This is a genomic window from Maridesulfovibrio frigidus DSM 17176 (assembly GCF_000711735.1).
In the GTDB taxonomy this organism is placed as follows: domain Bacteria; phylum Desulfobacterota; class Desulfovibrionia; order Desulfovibrionales; family Desulfovibrionaceae; genus Maridesulfovibrio; species Maridesulfovibrio frigidus.
The window spans coordinates 153,656-171,072 of the sequence record NZ_JONL01000008.1 but is presented as its reverse complement, the minus strand read 5'-3'; the positions used below and the strand labels follow the sequence as shown (position 1 = coordinate 171,072).

General features: G+C 42.4%; 17 protein-coding genes. 9 read left to right on the top strand and 8 right to left on the bottom strand.

Translation table 11 applies throughout. The features are described 5' to 3' along the window. Positions 1-47 precede the first annotated feature (47 nt). Positions 48-644 carry a hypothetical protein gene (locus BR06_RS0115670; protein WP_031484744.1) on the bottom strand — a complete coding sequence of 199 codons (597 nt, stop codon included), beginning with the start codon at positions 642-644 and terminating at the stop codon, positions 48-50. Positions 645-914: 270 nt separating this feature from the next. Here BR06_RS0115670 and BR06_RS0115665 point away from each other — a divergent pair, with 270 nt between their 5' ends. The 5 genes from BR06_RS0115665 (at position 915) to BR06_RS0115645 (ending at position 3,988) form a co-directional block, all read left to right on the top strand. After that, entirely contained in the window at positions 915-1,250 is a 336-nt protein-coding gene (locus BR06_RS0115665; protein ID WP_031484742.1) for an STAS domain-containing protein, read from the top strand. Positions 1,251-1,265: 15 nt separating this feature from the next. Beyond that, a complete protein-coding gene (locus tag BR06_RS0115660) occupies positions 1,266-2,054 on the top strand; it encodes a DsbA family protein (protein WP_031484740.1) in 789 nt (262 codons plus the stop codon). A gap of 157 nt (positions 2,055-2,211) precedes the next feature. Continuing rightward, positions 2,212-2,763: a chemotaxis protein CheD gene (locus BR06_RS0115655; protein WP_031484738.1), complete on the top strand. Its 552-nt coding sequence runs from the start codon at positions 2,212-2,214 to the stop codon at positions 2,761-2,763. A 54-nt stretch (positions 2,764-2,817) separates the two neighbouring features. After that, positions 2,818-3,612, top strand: a complete 795-nt coding sequence (gene budA, locus BR06_RS0115650; RefSeq protein ID WP_031484736.1) for an acetolactate decarboxylase — start codon at positions 2,818-2,820, stop codon at positions 3,610-3,612. Between the two features lie 64 nt (positions 3,613-3,676). After that, complete coding sequence (locus BR06_RS0115645) at positions 3,677-3,988, top strand: Hpt domain-containing protein (RefSeq protein ID WP_031484734.1); 312 nt, start codon at positions 3,677-3,679, stop codon at positions 3,986-3,988. A 104-nt stretch (positions 3,989-4,092) separates the two neighbouring features. Here the strand turns inward: BR06_RS0115645 and uvrA are convergent, their stop codons facing one another. The 4 genes from uvrA to BR06_RS0115625 all read right to left on the bottom strand — a co-directional run bounded on the left by uvrA (position 4,093) and on the right by BR06_RS0115625 (position 10,221). After that, complete coding sequence (uvrA, locus tag BR06_RS0115640) at positions 4,093-6,840, bottom strand: excinuclease ABC subunit UvrA (protein ID WP_031484733.1); 2,748 nt, start codon at positions 6,838-6,840, stop codon at positions 4,093-4,095. Positions 6,841-7,071: 231 nt separating this feature from the next. Then, entirely contained in the window at positions 7,072-8,250 is a 1,179-nt protein-coding gene (locus BR06_RS0115635) for a hypothetical protein (protein ID WP_031484731.1), read from the bottom strand. Further along, positions 8,237-9,355 (bottom strand): polysaccharide deacetylase family protein, encoded by a 1,119-nt coding sequence (locus BR06_RS0115630; protein WP_031484729.1) that lies wholly within the window; start codon positions 9,353-9,355, stop codon positions 8,237-8,239. The genes BR06_RS0115635 and BR06_RS0115630 overlap by 14 nt, the downstream gene beginning before the upstream one ends. Positions 9,356-9,366: 11 nt before the next feature. Further along, on the bottom strand, positions 9,367-10,221 hold the full coding sequence (locus BR06_RS0115625) for an HD-GYP domain-containing protein (RefSeq protein WP_084154195.1): 855 nt from the start codon (positions 10,219-10,221) through the stop codon (positions 9,367-9,369). A gap of 233 nt (positions 10,222-10,454) precedes the next feature. Between BR06_RS0115625 and queC the strand changes: the two genes are divergently transcribed. The 4 genes from queC to BR06_RS0115605 all read left to right on the top strand — a co-directional run bounded on the left by queC (position 10,455) and on the right by BR06_RS0115605 (position 13,533). Further along, entirely contained in the window at positions 10,455-11,159 is a 705-nt protein-coding gene (queC, locus tag BR06_RS0115620; protein ID WP_031484725.1) for a 7-cyano-7-deazaguanine synthase QueC, read from the top strand. Beyond that, positions 11,159-11,797, top strand: coding sequence for a 7-carboxy-7-deazaguanine synthase (gene queE / locus BR06_RS0115615; RefSeq protein ID WP_031484723.1), 639 nt, complete (start codon positions 11,159-11,161; stop codon positions 11,795-11,797). The genes queC and queE overlap by 1 nt, the downstream gene beginning before the upstream one ends. Positions 11,798-11,806: 9 nt before the next feature. Further along, positions 11,807-12,163, top strand: coding sequence for a 6-carboxytetrahydropterin synthase QueD (queD, locus tag BR06_RS0115610; protein ID WP_031484721.1), 357 nt, complete (start codon positions 11,807-11,809; stop codon positions 12,161-12,163). A gap of 182 nt (positions 12,164-12,345) precedes the next feature. Further along, complete coding sequence (locus tag BR06_RS0115605) at positions 12,346-13,533, top strand: iron-containing alcohol dehydrogenase (protein ID WP_031484719.1); 1,188 nt, start codon at positions 12,346-12,348, stop codon at positions 13,531-13,533. Positions 13,534-13,803: 270 nt separating this feature from the next. On the opposite strand, the gene BR06_RS0115595 is transcribed toward BR06_RS0115605, so the two are convergent. The 3 genes from BR06_RS0115595 to folD form a co-directional block, all read right to left on the bottom strand. Continuing rightward, positions 13,804-14,298, bottom strand: a complete 495-nt coding sequence (locus tag BR06_RS0115595) for a hypothetical protein (protein ID WP_051677132.1) — start codon at positions 14,296-14,298, stop codon at positions 13,804-13,806. A 63-nt stretch (positions 14,299-14,361) separates the two neighbouring features. Further along, positions 14,362-16,254 carry an RHS repeat domain-containing protein gene (locus BR06_RS0115590; RefSeq protein WP_051677131.1) on the bottom strand — a complete coding sequence of 631 codons (1,893 nt, stop codon included), beginning with the start codon at positions 16,252-16,254 and terminating at the stop codon, positions 14,362-14,364. A 236-nt stretch (positions 16,255-16,490) separates the two neighbouring features. Then, entirely contained in the window at positions 16,491-17,348 is an 858-nt protein-coding gene (gene folD, locus BR06_RS0115585; RefSeq protein ID WP_031484712.1) for a bifunctional methylenetetrahydrofolate dehydrogenase/methenyltetrahydrofolate cyclohydrolase FolD, read from the bottom strand. Between the last annotated feature and the right edge of the window lie 69 nt (positions 17,349-17,417).

Genomic DNA, 17,417 nt, shown 5'->3' with positions numbered 1-17,417 from the left:
CCACTCAAAATGAGTGACCCTTTTCTGTTCTTATTATTCAATAGAAGCTAACTGTTCTTTCCGAACCTTCGACGAATAATACCTACAAGACCAAGTCCTCCGCCCATTAACAGGATTGCTCCCGGAATAGGAGTAGGTGCGGTATCAGCAACTCTGGTCACAGTAACATCGCTTAAATCTATTCTGCTGCTTTCCCCGTTCGCTCCAAAAGCTATTTCGTATAGTTGGGAGATCTCTGTTCCAACCTGTATATCACTCAGACCGGCAGTCCAGCTATTTACATAAAGATTAGAGTCTTCGTTCCCGGTTTGAAAATAGATAGACTGACCAAAATCACGGCCCCAATTATACTGTTCAGCGTCTGCGCCACTCAAAACACCTTGGAACAGTGAAGTATAAACAGCTCCGGGTATTGCATAAGTTCCACCCCTCACGTCAGTGAAAGAGCCACCTATTTCAGTATCAACGGCAACTACATAATTGAGAGTATCTCCAATCTGGACTCCGGAGGAACCAACCAGTCCGGCATTATCAAACACAGAATTAACTGTACCTTGTAAAGTAAGATACACAGAAGAGGCAGAAGCATATGCAGGCACGATCAAAACGACCAATAAAACTAATATTCTTAAATAGTTCTTCATAATATATTTCTCCCTATTATTCTCTAAATACTTATTCTTAGGGAGTAGATATGTAACCTCTCAAACTAAGTCAAATACATTTGTGAATATTAAAAAAACATATCGCCATAGTAACAAAATAGATGCCAAAAAAAAATTTAGAAACTAATTTGACTAACATACAAAGATTGACTGAACATCACTTTACGAATTACAAAATCAAAGAAATTGATTCTTTAAGAAAACTTTTCCCAGTCATCCACTTCTGTTTATGATGCACAAGGATTTTATATGGAACTTAATCAAAAAAAAGTAGAAAATGCTACTATAGTTAGAATGGAAGGAAGGCTAGACGCGCTGACTTCCCCCAATTTCGAAGATGCAATCTGCAAACTGATTAAAGACGGAGAGATAAGGCTCGTCTTTGATTTAGGTGACTTAGAATACATCTCGAGCGCAGGGTTAAGAGCGATTCTATCAACAGCCAAAAGGCTGAAAGCAGAAGACGGCGCAATTGCCTTCGCAAATATCACGGGTATGATAAGCGAAGTCTTCGAAATATCAGGATTCGGCTCAATGTTTAATATTTACAGCTCAGCTTTAACAGCTGCTAATAAAATTTCATAACCCAGAGGATTTGCTATGATCCGCCTTCTTATTTCTATTTTAGCGGTTACTATTCTTTTGCCGAGCCAAGTCCATGCGAAGACTAAATCAGAATCGGAAACTCAGCTTCAAAAAGAAATCAAAGAAGTATTAATCAAAAATCCAGAGCTAATTATTGGCGCATTTAAAGGCCATGAAGATAAACTTTATGACCTTATGCAAGTCGGTCTTGAAAAAAAGAACAAAGATAAAATACGCAACAGACAGATTGCACAGGTAAATAATCCTAATATCCCCGCAACCGTCCCTAACCGTCCTGTATGGGGAGCCACAAGCGGCGACATTTCCATATTTGCGTACTCAGATTTTCAATCTGCAACCTGTTCAAAAGCAGACGCGACTATACAAAAGCTGCTCAAATCTGACCCCAAAATAAGCTACCGCTATAGACATAATCCGCAAGGTTTCCACAAAATGTCGCGCCCGGCAGCCTTATATTATGAGGCCATAGTTTTACAAAACTTTCAAAAAGCAATCGCTTTTAACAAACTAGCACTCGCTAAAAGGTCCAAAATAAAAAAGCATGGACTAAAGGAACTAGATGCTATCGCTTTGAAAGTCGGAGCAAACGTTACTAGGATTCATATAGACATCAAATCACCCAAAGTTATAAAGACCGTAAATCGTGACATCAAAGAAGCTAAGTCTTTTGGGTTCACTGCATCCCCGGTCTTTGTTGTTAATGGTGTTACCATCACCGGGGCGGCCCCCATTGAAGAATTTCAAGAAGTAATTAAAATAATACGCGATCATAATTTAAAATAAATTTTCTTTTGCACCACACTACAATTTTATAATATATCTACGCCGCATAGCCAGCTAAGTACACCTTGAAAATCATTGCACGAAGGACTTGGAAGTAATTGCTATAATACTTCAGTAGGATTAAGATATTTTTGATATTCGAGGATAGAAACAAATAATGAGCTCATTAAAACCAGACATACCTCATGTATTCCTTCATACAGGAGATGCATTCCTTGGAGTAAGCCCCACAATCGTTTCGACAGTATTAGGGTCGTGCGTTGCAATAACTATGTTCTCTCCAAAACTTAAACAAGGATGCATTTGCCACGCATTTCTTCCCTCAAGAAATGAAATAAGTCCTGACAAAAAAATTTCACTTCAAATTTGCCGATATGTAGACACAGCTGTAGACTACTTGCTAGAGTGTATGCTTCGGATTGGCGCAAAAAAGAACCACTTGGAAGTCAAACTTTTCGGCGGCTCCCAAGGGTTGATCGCAAACCGCGTTCGCGCTCCGCAATACATGGCAGTGGGCGATAGAAACGTCACTATGGCTAAAAAATGTCTTAAAGAGAAAGGTTTACACCCAATAGCTGCTGATGTTGGCGGAAATGTTGGAAGGAAAATTTTATATGCAACTCACACGGGAGATCTCTGGCTAAAAAGGCTTGATAGGCAAACCTTCGACTTAGATAATAAAGCCCCGATGCCAAAGCGGCGAAAATAGAAAACACAACCTAAACTTCCCGTAAAGTTAAAATAGGTTAAAAAGCAGGCTAAAATGAAAAAGTTATATAAACTGTTATCTCTTGCCATCTTTTCTCTAATCCTTCTCACAGCCTTCACTCCTGCCAGTGCAAGTGAAACCATTTACCAATATTCGACCATAGACTCACTGCTACTTGGTATTTATGACGGAGATCTAACCGTTAAAGAGCTTAAATCTCATGGTGATTTCGGGATAGGCACATTTAACGGTCTCAACGGTGAAATGGTTTTTCTAGATAATGAAGTTTATCAAGTAAAAGTAGACGGCAAAGCAGCTCCTGTCGAAGACTCTACAAGAATTCCATTTGCAGACGCCCTGACTTTCAAAACAGATTCCATTCTGAGAATTGATTCAGTTACTTCTCTGGAGGATCTTAATAATAAAGTAACGGAAGCTCTTCCTTCTGCGAATATTTTCTTTGCGATACGGATAGACGGTAGGTTTAGCATGATGAGAACAAGAAGCGTTCCCGGTCAGCAAAAGCCATACCCCCCGCTTGTGGAAGTTGTAAAAAAACAAGGCATCTTTAAATTTACTGAAATTGAAGGGTCCCTCATAGGGATTAAAAGTCCTTCTTTTGTCAAAGGAATCGGAGTCCCGGGTTTCCACTGGCACTTTATAACTAAAGACCGCACTGCTGGAGGCCACGTTCTCGGCTGTAAATTTAAAAATGCGGTTGCAAAGGTTGGATCTTACAGTAACTTTTCACTACAGCTTCCCAAGACCAAAAGTTTCTTAGACGCTGACTTAAATAAAGATAAAGAAAAAGAATTAATAAAAGTGGAAAAAGATTCAATAAAAGATTAATAATAAGAGGACAACACTGTCCCATTCTCGGGAAATAAGCTTTTTTTAATTTGGGGGAAATATCATGAGTAATAAAATCGCAGTTAAAGTTGATGAAGACCTTGAAGACATTATGCCTCGGTATCTCGAAATTAGACTGAAAGAACTAGTCGAGCTTGAAACCGCTATTCAAGATAAAGATTTCGACCAGATCAGAATGCTGGGCCATAAATTAAAAGGAACTGGAGCCGCATACGGTTTCGAAGAGCTATCAAGACTCGGCAATATTATTGAAGAGCAAGCTGTTGAAAAAATCATGGATAAAGTACCTGAAAGCACAGCCCAAGTGCGCAACTATCTGGAAAACGTAGAAATTGAATACGTTGAAATGGATTAATTCTCAGTTCAAACCATTTTTCGCCCATAAAAAAATCTCCGTACACGCTTCGAAAAGAAGTTGTACGGAGATTTTTACTTTAATAGCTTTCGCGTAAAAAACCGCTATGCGATAAACTGCCCCGTAACCGAGTTGGGGTTATCAATTATCTCTTCCGGAGTTCCTTTAGCGACAATCTGCCCGCCGGATTCTCCACCGCCCGGACCTAAATCGAAAACATAATCCGCAGCACGAATGACATCAGTATTGTGTTCAATAACAATAACCGTTGCCCCCTTTTCTACCAGTTGCTGTAAGACTTTAATGAGCTTGCCAACTTCGTGCATGTGAAGTCCTGTGGTCGGCTCGTCAAGAATATACAGAGTTCCCGGCAAGCGCCTTTTACCAAGCTCACGTGAAATTTTAATCCGCTGAGCCTCACCACCGGAAAGAGTCGTACCCGGCTGACCAAGCTGTAGATATTCTAGCCCAACCTGCTCCAAAACCGCGAGCCTGCGATTAAGTGTCGGGTGATTTTCAAAAAAAACCTTCGCCTGGCGAACCGTCATATGGAGAACATCAGAAATGTTGCTCCCCTTATAATCCACTTCTAAAGTCTGGCTATTGTAACGCTTACCCTTGCAGACATCACAAGTAACGTAAACATCGGGCAGAAAATGCATTTCAACCCGAATCTGCCCATCGCCTTTACACGCCTCGCAGCGTCCGCCACGTACGTTGAAACTAAATCTACCGGGCTTGTAGCCTCTCTTCTTCGATTCCTTAGTTGCGGCAAAAATATTTCTGATATCGTCAAAAATTTTAGTATAAGTCGCGGGATTTGAACGGGGAGTTCGCCCGATTGGTGACTGATCGATTGAAATTACTTTTTCGATCTTATCAATCCCATCAATACCGGAAATTTTTCCCGGCTGATCAACTTTTACACCGCGCGAAAGAGCAAGATGCTTGTACATAGAATCCACAACAAGCGAACTTTTCCCAGAGCCGGACACACCAGTAAAGCAACAAAGAATTCCCAGCGGAATATCAACATCTAAATTCTTTAGATTATGAGTGTTAACCCCGCGAAGCTTTATCCAGTCCGTTGGAACACGCCGTTTTTCGGGCTTATCAAGTGAAAGCTCTCCGCGCAGGTATTTAGCGGTAAGCGACTGAGATTTCCCGAGCAAATCATCTACACTGCCCTGAAAAACTATCTCGCCGCCCAGCATTCCTGAACCGGGCCCAAGCTCAATGACATGATCCGCATTTCGAATTGTAGCCTCGTCATGTTCAACCACGAGCACTGTATTTCCGCGAGATTGGAGCGAACGTAAGGTAGCCAGCAATCTTTCGTTATCTCGTGGATGCAAGCCGATAGATGGCTCATCAAGCACGTACGTTACACCAACAAGGCCGGAGCCAAGCTGTCCAGCAAGACGTATGCGTTGAGCTTCACCACCCGAAAGGGTCGCCATATTACGCCCGAGGTTAAGGTAGTCCAGTCCGACATTAACCATAAACCCGATGCGATGAATCAGCTCTTTAAGGAGTGGTTCTGCAATCAAAGAATCATGTCCCTTGAACTCAAGAGTCTCAATCCAGCTCAAAGCTCTGTGAATAGACATAGAGCAAAAATCTGAAATACTTTCACCTTCCACCTTAACAGCCAGCGATTCCGGACGAAGACGCGCACCACCACAAGCCGGACAGGAGGTGTTCTGCCTGAAACGTGAAAGCTCATCACGCCAGATGCGACCTAAATCTCTACCCGCTTCGAGCTGATTAACAATGCCTTCCCAGTCAAGTTCCTTATCACCGTAAAAAAGAGCCTTATGCGCTTTTTCAGAAAATTCACTGATCGGTGTATCTATTTTAAAACCATACTTTTTGCCTAGAGCGCGAAACTCAGGTTCATAGCGTCCAAACATTTGCGGAGATTTCCAAGGGATAACCGCGCCCGATTTCAAAGACAGCCCCTTGTTAGGAGCAAGGAGATCAGGCTCATAATATTCAACGCTACCAAGGCCGGAACAAGTAGGACACGCACCCTGCGGGCTATTGAAAGAAAAAAGTTGCGGAGACAGACGCGGCATACTGATCTTACATGTAGAACAGGTAGACATGGTGGAAAGGTAAATATCCTCGCCGCCCACAATAGAAATTATAATAGCTTCATCCCCATACCGAAGCGCAAGCTCAAGCGAATCACCAAGCCTTTTTTTAATATCACCTTTGATAACTAGGCGATCAACCACAAGATCAATGGTGTGTTTGCGATGCTTCTCAAGTTCCGGAACATCATCAATAGAAGTCATTTCACCATTAACTCTTACCCGGACAAAACCCTCACGCTTAAGCTTGGCAAAAAGGTCTTTATGGGTGCCTTTCTGATGATCAATCATGGGCGCAAGAAGCATGAACTTGGTACCATCATCAAGCGACATGATGCGATCCAGAATCTCATCAGAAGTCTGAGCTTCAATAGCTTTGCCACATTTTGGACAGTGAAATTTTCCAAGCCGCGCATAAAACACACGTAAAAAATCATAAATCTCAGTAACAGTTCCGACAGTTGAACGAGGGTTTCGTGAAGTGGACCCTTGCTCAAGCGAAATGGCAGGTGATAGACCCTCAATTTTATCAACTTTAGGCTTATCAAGCTGAGGCAGAAACTGCCGCGCATAAGCTGACAGAGACTCTACATAACGCCTTTGCCCCTCGGCATAGACAATATCGAAAGAGAGTGTTGATTTACCTGAGCCAGAAGGGCCGCAGACAACAACAAGCTGATCGCGGGGAATATCAAGATATAAATCTTTAAGATTATGGTGCTTTGCGCCTTCAATATGAATCGTTTTATTCTGCATATATTTCTCACTGTCCCTGCATCAAAGCAGGAAGAAAACTTTCAAATTTTCGGATATTATTTGTTGCATTAATGGCGAGTTGAGAAAATAAGCACTTTCATACCAATGGCAACCTAAATAGGAATCATTATTAAATAATAGTCTATCACAATTAGAGCAGTTACTTAGCTCAGCGAAATCACTTAATAAAGTTAACTCAAATAATGAACTCAAATAAATTGCCCATAATAATTATGCATGACTCAAAATATGATCTTCAATAAATTTTTCTAGGAAAGGATGCATAGAGTAGAACATCAAACCCATATCATTTCTATTTTCATAAAGCGGGGTTTTGGTACGCGATAAAATCTCAATTGAGTCAACAGCTCGCAGATTCAAATCCCACCGAACTAGCTGCTTAACGTCACTGATTGAGGAGCACTTTTTCGCTTCTTCATCATAATTATAAACACTTACAACCCCGCCACTATCGACACTTTCCTCGACAAGATGAGTCGTTGCAGCAACCGGAAACCCCAAAAGTAGCGAATATTCAATAGTTGACCTCCCACGAACAAACGGGAGCAACGCCCAATGGTCATTAATCAGCCCATTTTTAAGACTGCCAATCACATTATTTTTTATAATAAAACCCAACTTATGAAATCCGATATCTAGGTTTTGGTTCTCAAGTATTTTGCCGATCTCAGGAGAATCATATGCAAAATTGAGTTTAGTAAATTTGAACTTGATGTGCTTAAACATGCAAAATAGCTTAAAGAAAAGTCTGTTCTTAAACACAAAATTTACGAGTTTATCAGGATGAAAAGGAATAAAATAGCACCGAACGTCGAACCCTTTTTCCAGCAAATCTGCCCTTATTCGTTTGAAAAAGGTAGGACTACCAAAAAGGGCTACACGCTGAGAACTGTCCACTTCTTCACTCCTGACGGACCTGAGCTTGCTCTCAAAGTTGTGTAAATGTTTTTTCACCTCTTCCCGGTCACAAAGTGGAAAGCTGTGATGGTTGCCGGGATAGATATTGCTGAAAAATGTATCCTGCATTAAAAGCATGTACTTCTCAAAACTGGCAGGCTCATTATAGAAAAACAAAAATTCATTAAAGTAGCGGACATCATTTGAATAAAGATATCCAATTGTCAAAAATATAATAATCCGTTCATCCTGTGAGCTTGAGAGCTCAGCATTTCTCTTAAAGTGGAGTTTGAACAGCAAATCATCGAAGATTCTGAAATCCTCTTTAAACGAAGAAACAACTTTACCCCAATCAAGCTCGTCGCTTTCAATAAGGTATGGAAATTCCAGCGAGCCGCAGCCTTCTGCGCCAGTATCAAAATTATGGATAAACGCTCTCACCTTCGCAATAGTGTCAGCACTACCGCGTAAATGCTCTTTACTTATGGACATCTTTGGACCTCGCTAGACTTGGATTTTCCTGCAATTCCCTACCATATCCACTTAAGTCACCAAACTCGGCCTCAGATTCATACTTCTCGGCTATATATGCAATGAAACGTTCAATATCTTCATAATAATTAGCATATTGTTTCGTGTGGCTTTCGATCAGAATAGGAATCCTCTCAAGCTCATAACCCCGCAACCTTTCGATAACCACATCAAATGATTTCTTAAGATACGAAAAAGGCTGGCTGCCGATTTTCAAATGAGTCTGATAAGGACGCATCCCCAATGAAAAATCATTTTTGCCGGACAAGGGTTTCAGCCCCTTAATTTCAGCTGGAACGGGCTTACCATTGGTCAATGAGAATCCACGTTTGCAACGCGCTCTTTCTAAAATATGATTAAGTACATACTTTGAAAAAGTTAATAAATCCGGAGAATAAGATTGCAAAGGGATTACCGCAAGACTACTGCGATCGGCAGCAAGCTTTGTGACATCCTTTCGAGAGGCATAGTAAGGGAGGCATTTTTCTTCCATGCCGGAATAATCAACGGACTGCCCTTCAATTTTAATCCCGGCACGCATACCCATTACAATATTAATTCCGGCATTTTCAAGCACAGACAGGATATGCTCAGAAGGTTGCAGCCCCCACGATCCAGCTTTGAAAGCGCAAACTTTATACGCGGGATGCACAGGGCGCAAAAGATTTTCCAGATATTGAACACCCGCTTTAACCAGCTCGGCCTGCTCCTCAGGGAGAAGGCGACCAATATTCCATACATCAGTCAGATGGTGAAATCCATTTTTGTATACAGAATTAACCCACTGCGAATGTAGATGTAGCTGAACATCAAAACCCCTTTCCGCCATCAGCAGAACGGTTTCATCCCATAGCTTAGACTGAATTCTAACTTCAGAATGAACGAGGTGCTTCTTCATAGTAAGTTGATGAGCAACATCAACCATGAAAGTTACTTTAGCTCCATACTTATCAGCAATATTCATAAGGGATAAAGCTGGCAGATATTGCAATTCAGCAACATTTCCTAGCCCATTACCCATTACTTCAAAGTCGTCCTCAATAAGGACTAAAAATTTCTTTTTCATACAATACGAACCTATAAATCGGAGGATTTTGGATCAGGCAAGTAACTGCAAGCAGGCTTAGAAAGCCCCTCTTTATCTGTACAGGTGGAAAATTCCTCCTCAACAACCTCAAGTCCATTTTCTTCTATCTCTTTAATGAAAATTTCGACGAGTTCAGGATCAAGCGATGGCCCCGCCAGCTTTCTAAGAATACCAAAGGCTTTATCAAGAGACTTGGCCTCCTGATACGAGCGCGTAGTGGTGAGCGCATCAAAAACATCTACTATACTTAAAATTCGTGCGCCCATAGGAATCTCATCACCTTTGAGTGCATTCGGGTAGCCTGTCCCATCCAGCCTTTCATGGTGACTCCGTACATAATCCAAGGCTGGACCTAGAAACTTTAGCCCCCTCAGCATCCGGAAACCGGATTCAGGGTGCTGCCTTATTTCAGCAAGCATCTCATCATCTACACGGACATCTTCATTGAAAAACAGCTTATCGCTAAAGCCGATCTTACCTATATCATGGAGAATTCCAGCAAGCCCGACCGTCCAGACATCCTCTTCGGAAAACCCTGCACTGAGCGCCAGTCTGTGCGCATAGCGCCCGACCCGTTCACCATGTCCACGAGTATATTTATCACGCAGACTAAGCCCGCGTGCAGTAGCCTTAACAGTATTGACAATATTACTCTTCAAGTCATCATACGCCTGCTCAAGAGCAAACTCTCTGCCCTCAATCTTAACCATCATAAGCCCGACGGATTCCGCAATTTCACGAACATAGGGATCATAACCGTCTTTGGTCAGTTCCATAATATCATTGGAATAATTACCCCCAGAAATATCTTGAATACAGGCCAAAAGCTCAGTTAGACCATCCATTATTACGTACTCCCTATTGAAAATTTGTTTATTTTATTTAGTTATATAATGCGACACCGAATAAATAGCAAAAAACAACTTCACCTGAAACCCTGTAGCTGAATAATGGAATTCTCTTTTGACGGATTGAAGCTGATAGAGATATAAAGAATGCTGACCGGATAAAGCTTCTCATCAAACATGGGTGGACACGAAATTTGACCTATAAACATTTAAGCTAGAGAGATTTTTCGATGAATGAATCCGCACTTGTTATCTTTTCAGGCGGACAAGACTCCACCACATGTCTTGCCTGGGCTCTTGATCGCTTTAATGACGTTATGACCATTGGGTTCAGCTATGGACAACGGCATCACGTTGAGATGGATTGCCGGAAAAATATTTTGCAAGATATTGGAAAGCTGAACCCTCAGTGGAAAAACAATCTTAAGCATGACGAAGTCCTGAATATCGGCCTCTTTAATGAAATAGGCGGAACTGCCCTCACTGAAGATGTAGAAATTAGTATGGGAAAAAACGGTCTGCCTACGACATTTGTTCCCGGTCGTAATCTTGTTTTTTTAACTGCGGCAGCAGCATACGCATACAGACAGGGAATTCGTCATATAATACTCGGCGTATGTGAAACAGATTTCTCAGGTTATCCTGATTGCCGTGATGACACAATTAAAGCCATGCAGGTTGCACTCAATTTAGGCATGGAATCACGTTTTGTCATTCACACTCCATTAATGTGGATAGATAAAGCCGCCACATGGGATTTATCCCATAAAATAGGCGGGACTCCGTTCGTTGATTTCATCCGCGAACAGACCCACACATGCTATTTAGGGGACAGAACAAATCTTCACCCATGGGGATATGGATGTGGAGACTGCCCTGCATGTGAACTGCGAGCCAATGGCTGGGAACAGTTTGTAAAAAAGGGCACCAAATAATGAGTTTTAATGTAAATGAAATTTTCTACTCCCTGCAAGGAGAAGGACATCACACAGGCAGACCAGCTGTTTTCTGTCGTTTTTCAGGGTGCAATCTCTGGACGGGGCAGGATGTGGACCGCACTAAAGCGATATGTCAGTTTTGTGATACAAATTTCATTACCGCCGCTGAATCCGGCGGGACATTTGAAACGGCTTCCGAACTGATTACCGCAATTCTTTCATACTTTCCCGATTACAAGAATCAGGACTATAAACCCTATGTTATCCTGACCGGAGGAGAGCCGGCTCTTCAAATTACGCAGGAATTAATTTCAGGTTTGAAAGAAAACGGCTTGGAAGTCGGTATAGAAACAAACGGAACCAAGCCTCTTCCCAAAGATATTGATTGGGTAACGGTAAGTCCCAAAGCCGGAACAAAACTGGCTATAACTTCAGGGAATGAGTTGAAATTGGTTTGGCCGCAAGAAAGTATTCTTCTTGCTGATTTTGAAGATCTTAACTTCGAGCACCTCTATATCCAACCCAGGGGCGGAGCCGACAGTTCAAAGTCAACCGAGCTGGCGATAGAAATCTGTCTAAAAAATCCAGTTTGGAAGCTAAGCCTTCAAACTCATAAATTAATTGGAATTCAATAAGGAGCTAACATGAAGATATATGTTTCCATGACTTTTGACTCAGCTCACCGTCTACCGAATGTGCCTGAAGGACATAGATGCAGCAATTTGCACGGACACACATTTGTGACTGAAATTCATGTTACCGGTGATACAGGCGAACACACAGGCTGGGTCTGTGACTTCGGGGATATTAAAGCCCTTGCAAAACCACTTATTAATCAGCTGGACCACCATTACCTTAACGACATTGAAGGTCTGGAAAATCCCACCAGCGAAAATATTGCTATGTGGATCTGGAATAAACTGAGACCGCAACTTCCGAACCTTTTTAAAGTGGTCGTAAAGGAAAGCCCCACGTCTGCGGCTATTTACAAAGGGGAATAAACTTAACCTCGACATGAATCGCCAACTTAATCAGTCTTTAAAGAAGCCCCTTGTCTCAACAATTCGAGAAAGGGGCTTTTCTTCCCCCCCCTTCGCAAAATCACAATCCAGAGCTTTCTTTGAATGGTGCTTTTCGGATCGAAACAGAGTAACATTCCTCAAAACTTAAAAAGGAGAACACAGTGAATACTTCATTCAATTATTTCATCCCGACAAATATTATATTCGGTGCCGGACGTGTAAAAGAACTGGCAACAGTTACTCTACCCGGAACGAAGGCCCTAATAGTCATAAGTTCCGGTACATCAATGAAAAAATTTGGCTACCTCGATAAAGTAGTCGATGCGCTGAAAGCACAGAAAGTCGAAGCCGTAATCTTCAATAAAATCTTACCTAACCCGATTGTAGATCACGTCAAAGAAGGCGCGCAGATGGCCAGAGACAACGGTTGTGATTTCATAGTAGGCCTAGGCGGCGGTAGTTCCATTGATGCCGCAAAAAGCATCGCAATCATGGTTAACAACCCGGGCGAATACTGGGATTACATCGCAGGTGGAACAGGCAAAGCACAGCCTGTCACTGAAAAAGTACTCCCGCTCATTGCTATTCCAACAACTGCGGGAACAGGCACAGAAGCTGATCCGTGGACAGTTATCACCAACATGGAAACTCAGGAAAAAATCGGATTCGGTATCCCTGAAACTTTCCCTGTAATATCTATAGTAGATCCCGAACTGATGCTAAGCGTGCCCGCGCACCTAACAGCATACCAAGGCATGGATGCTTTCTTCCACGCGGCAGAAGGTTACCTAGCCACGGTCAACCAGCCCGCAAGTGATCTGTTCGCGCTCGATTCGGTCAGGCTCATCACAGAGAATCTTGCCGCCGCAGTTAAAGACGGAACCAACATGGAAGCTCGCACCGCGCTAGCATGGGCCAGCACTCAGTCCGGCATGGTGGAATCCACCTCCTGCTGTATTTCGCAGCATTCAATGGAACACGCACTTAGCGCGTTTGATCCTGCTGTACCGCACGGCGCAGGACTGATCTTGCTGAGCGTGTCATACTTCACATTCATGGCGCAGAAAGCTCCGGAACGTTTCCCCGCACTGGCACAGGCTATGGGTGTAGATGTCAGCAAGCTTCCTGAAAGCGAACGCCCAATGGCATTCATCACCGCTCTAAAACAGCTTATCAAAGACATTGATTGTGATGAGCTGAATCTTAATGATTTCAAACTAGATAAATCACAGGCCGGCGCACTTGCAGATAACGCAATGACCGCCATGGGATTCTTGTTCACTCTTGATCCTTACCAGATGAATAAGGATGAGGTTGTTGGGATTTTTGAGAGTGCTTTTGATGCGTAGGGGTTAGGTCGGGTTGGTTTTAAGAGAAGATTGGTTTATTGGTTTTAATTAAGAATCCCCTCTTTCGTTTGTTCGAAGGAGGGGATTTTTATAGCGTAATAATAAAATAACCAGACTAACTTGGCGGGAGGCACACCAAGCAGGCTCTTCATACATATCTTCCTAATTATTACATGGCAGAGCCATAGTAGCGATAGCCGAAGTGCTCTAAACTCTCGCGTTTAGGGTCAATCATGCCGTAATTTATAAAATAATCACTAGAAATATATTCTATTTCATGCTGTCATTGGGAACTATAGTACAGTATGTTTTGCCAGAGTATTTAGCTAAAAACTCCATAGGGATAGTAACTTCTAATTCAAGAGCTAGGTCTTTTTGAGCTTTAGGAAAGGGCAAATAAAATTCAAGAATAGCTACAGATGAGTTTTCACCTTTAACAATAACTTGTCTTCTCTGTGGTTGAGCGGTTGTCCCTTCTTTAAGAATCTGACCTTGAGATATGAATTTATATTTTAGTGTACCTGCTTCATACCTCAAGTCATCAAAAGCGTATCTGTCCGGCAGAGAAATGTATAATGCGTAGCGAGTTTTATATTTGAAATGTATTGGAATTGTAATTTTTTCCCCTTTTTTAAGAACATCAAGCGGAGCACGAAATATTTCCGCATAAAATTCTTGTGGAAAGATGTAAGACTGAAAATAATTACTTGAATACACCATAAATATCCCCGCGAGCATAGCACCAATGATTAATATATATTTCATTATAGATCTCACAAAAAAGGGGAGGGGCCCTCCCCTTTTTTTATTTCTTTAAGGGTTAAATTATTATCGTTGCTTGTCTCCGCGTTCAAGTTCAGAGTATCTCTTGCGCAATTTGTCTGAATAATCCTGACAATTATTCTTTTTCCCGCCAACACCACATAAATTGTATTCCTCTGAAGTAGTGCTTTTTTGAGAACGCCTCATACGTTTATCATCATAATGTTTGTCTTCTAGCTTATACCCTTCGGTTGTTTCTTTGTTCCCGAGGCCTTCCTTGAACAACCCAATATTATCCCCACTCCCATCCTCATAGAATCCATGCTCGTGTTTTAACTCAAGGTTCTTTTTATCCAGAACTTCGTTAATTTTATCTTTGTTAGCACCAATCACATGTGATGATACTTTACCGATAGGGGTTGCTTCTATGACTTTTTTCATAGCCGCCGTAGCAATTTTTCCAGTTTTACTTTCTTTAGAGCTAAGTCCCTCTAATTTTCTCTTTCCAAATCTAAATAACCCCGTCCGATCTACAAAGTTAATAGGGTCATCCAAACAGTACCCATAAACATCAATATCCCCGCCAGCGAAACCAATCGTATCTGGAGTTATGAACCGCCCAATGGCAGAATCATATTCACGATAACCGAAATGGATAAGGCCCGTATCTTTATCGTGCAATCCAGCGGAAAAACCTAAGTATAAATCATGATCGTGATTACTATTCTGAATCTTCCTACCGAAAGAATCATATAGGACTTCCTGTAAACTATTTCCTACCATGTCGGCAACAGTAAAAATACTACCCAGCTGATCAGTCGCTAGCAAGTAAACTTCTTCGTCTTTAGCCATCGCAATGGGGTCGCCATCTTCGTTATATTGAAAACGGGTCATGCCTGTCGAATCTTCAACCGCCGCCAAAGTGGTCAAATCAGTCCACTGATAACGCTGGTAAAGTTTGTCGTTTATGAGCTTTTCGGTGCGCAATCCGTTTTCATCAAAGCGATATTCGATGAGCGTTCCGTCCGGCAAGGTAACTTCACAAAGCTGTCCGGTTTCAAGATAGTTGTAACGAGTAATCTGTCCTGACTCGTTTTTTTCAACCAAATCACCATCGCTGTTGTAGCGATATGTTGTGGTTCCAGCCTGAACAAGCTGTCCAATCTGGTTGTAGGTGTAGTTGCTAAGTTTTCCACCCGTAACATGGGATTGAGTGCGCTGCCCCTGATTGTTGTACGCATACACCTCAACGGCCTTGCCCGAGTAGTAAGCCGTAATGAGTCTTCCCTCGGAATCATACTTATAGTTGAGTTCGTGCTGACTTTCTGTAGACGCAAATGCTTTGTTTACGATTCTTCCTGTTTCGTTGCGCTCAGTGGATAGTGCTGCAAAGACTTCATTTGTTTCTGGTGACGTGAATTTTACGAGCTGGTCCTTTGCTCCACGCAGATCAACTGAATCCCGCTGCATTTCGTCATGAATTGACTGCCCTGTACCGGATTGCGGCCCAGAGTTATGTCGAGTCTGCTGGTTCTGTTGCCTTTGCTGACTCTGTTGTCTCATAAGCTGTTCACGCTCAGAAGAGACTTGTTGACCGTAGCTTGTTTTAGCCAAACCTTGCGTAAGTGGATGACTGGGGTTTTCGGACATGAAATTGGCATGTGCGAATCTTTTTATTTCCTTGTACTGATCGCGCTCTTGTTCGTAGCTTCGCTTCTGCTGATCCCATCTGCTTTTGACATCTGGCTTCATCATTGACGGATACATACGATCGGAATGTGAAAACTCCGACTGATCAAATCTTGGTTCTTCGAACCTTGCCCCATTTGCTCTGGAAACCAGCTCATACATGTTCTCAAGCTGCATTTCAGGCGGTTCGTTCTTGCCGTACATTCTTAGTGATAAAGACAAATCATCCCATTTCTTTTCCTGTAATACGTAGTTCGAAAATTCTGACATAGTTTAAATCTCCATGTTAAAGTTTTTTTGAAGGTTGGCCAAACAGAAATTGTTTAGACCTTTTTTCCTCCATTCAAACTCCAGAATAATCGATAAACCGGACCTGAAACAGCCGAGTCAGGTCCGGCTGTGAAAAAAATGTGTAAACACCATAAAAAAATCCCCCCCCCCTTGATTCAACAAGAGAGGGGGGATTCCAAATTCTATATTCCAAATAAAAACCGAATCTATTTTACTTAAGCAACATGCTCCCGAAAAGCCTGAACAGTATTGATAAGCAACTGTGCGATAGTCATAGGCCCTACTCCGCCGGGAACTGGTGTCATTGCACTAGCAACATCTTCAAGTCCCGCGTAATCACAATCACCAACCAAACCTTCGTCTGTGCGGTTAATACCTACATCAATAACTACTGCGCCGGGCTTCACCATATCTCTGGTGATAAACTTCGGCATGCCGATGGCGGCGAATACGAAATCTGCGCTCTTAACTTCTTCTGCTAAATTTGCGGTGCGTGAATGACACACAGTCACGGTGGCGTTTGCGAAATCACCGTACTGCATCAGCATCATGGCTAGTGGCTTACCTACGATATTTGAACGGCCTACTACTACGGCTTTTTTGCCGGAAGTTGGTAGATTGTAGCGCTCTAACAGGGTCATGATTCCAGCGGGTGTGCAGGAACGGAAACCGGGCAATCCTAGCATTAACTTACCGACATTCATTGGGTGAAAGCCGTCAACATCTTTAGCGGGATCAATAAGTTCTAGACAGCGCTGGCTGTTGAGTCCTTTTGGAAGAGGAAGCTGGAGCAGGATACCGTCAACGGAATCGTCACCATTAAGCTTATTGATCAGGTCTTCAAGTTCCTGCTGAGAAACTCCGCCATCGATGTGATGCGCGAAAGAAACAATCCCTGATTTTTCACAGGCGATTTTCTTATTGCGAACATAAACTTCTGATGCTGGATCTTCTCCGACAAGAATGACGGCCAAACCGGGCGCTCTGCCATATTGTTCTTTAAGGGAATCAACTTCAATCTTAAGCTCGCCGCGAATGGTGAGCGCTGTTTCTTTTCCATTAAGTATATTCATAGTGCTTTCTCCGTGCTGAGTTGTTTTAGACACTGCCTTCATATAATACAAAGGGCCGGAACGCAATTG

Excerpts from the sequence above, each read along its gene's own strand:
- budA (WP_031484736.1), top strand. The coding sequence starts at position 2,818 with ATGAAAAAGTTATATAAACTGTTATCTCTTGCCATCTTTTCTCTAATC.
- queE (WP_031484723.1), top strand. The coding sequence starts at position 11,159 with ATGAGTTTTAATGTAAATGAAATTTTCTACTCCCTGCAAGGAGAAGGA.
- BR06_RS0115660 (WP_031484740.1), top strand. The coding sequence starts at position 1,266 with ATGATCCGCCTTCTTATTTCTATTTTAGCGGTTACTATTCTTTTGCCG.
- BR06_RS0115645 (WP_031484734.1), top strand. The coding sequence starts at position 3,677 with ATGAGTAATAAAATCGCAGTTAAAGTTGATGAAGACCTTGAAGACATT.
- BR06_RS0115635 (WP_031484731.1), bottom strand. The coding sequence starts at position 8,250 with ATGTCCATAAGTAAAGAGCATTTACGCGGTAGTGCTGACACTATTGCG.
- queC (WP_031484725.1), top strand. The coding sequence starts at position 10,455 with ATGAATGAATCCGCACTTGTTATCTTTTCAGGCGGACAAGACTCCACC.
- BR06_RS0115670 (WP_031484744.1), bottom strand. The coding sequence starts at position 644 with ATGAAGAACTATTTAAGAATATTAGTTTTATTGGTCGTTTTGATCGTG.
- BR06_RS0115625 (WP_084154195.1), bottom strand. The coding sequence starts at position 10,221 with ATGGATGGTCTAACTGAGCTTTTGGCCTGTATTCAAGATATTTCTGGG.
- BR06_RS0115630 (WP_031484729.1), bottom strand. The coding sequence starts at position 9,355 with ATGAAAAAGAAATTTTTAGTCCTTATTGAGGACGACTTTGAAGTAATG.
- folD (WP_031484712.1), bottom strand. The coding sequence starts at position 17,348 with ATGAATATACTTAATGGAAAAGAAACAGCGCTCACCATTCGCGGCGAG.
- uvrA (WP_031484733.1), bottom strand. The coding sequence starts at position 6,840 with ATGCAGAATAAAACGATTCATATTGAAGGCGCAAAGCACCATAATCTT.
- BR06_RS0115665 (WP_031484742.1), top strand. The coding sequence starts at position 915 with ATGGAACTTAATCAAAAAAAAGTAGAAAATGCTACTATAGTTAGAATG.
- BR06_RS0115590 (WP_051677131.1), bottom strand. The coding sequence starts at position 16,254 with ATGTCAGAATTTTCGAACTACGTATTACAGGAAAAGAAATGGGATGAT.
- BR06_RS0115595 (WP_051677132.1), bottom strand. The coding sequence starts at position 14,298 with ATGAAATATATATTAATCATTGGTGCTATGCTCGCGGGGATATTTATG.
- queD (WP_031484721.1), top strand. The coding sequence starts at position 11,807 with ATGAAGATATATGTTTCCATGACTTTTGACTCAGCTCACCGTCTACCG.
- BR06_RS0115655 (WP_031484738.1), top strand. The coding sequence starts at position 2,212 with ATGAGCTCATTAAAACCAGACATACCTCATGTATTCCTTCATACAGGA.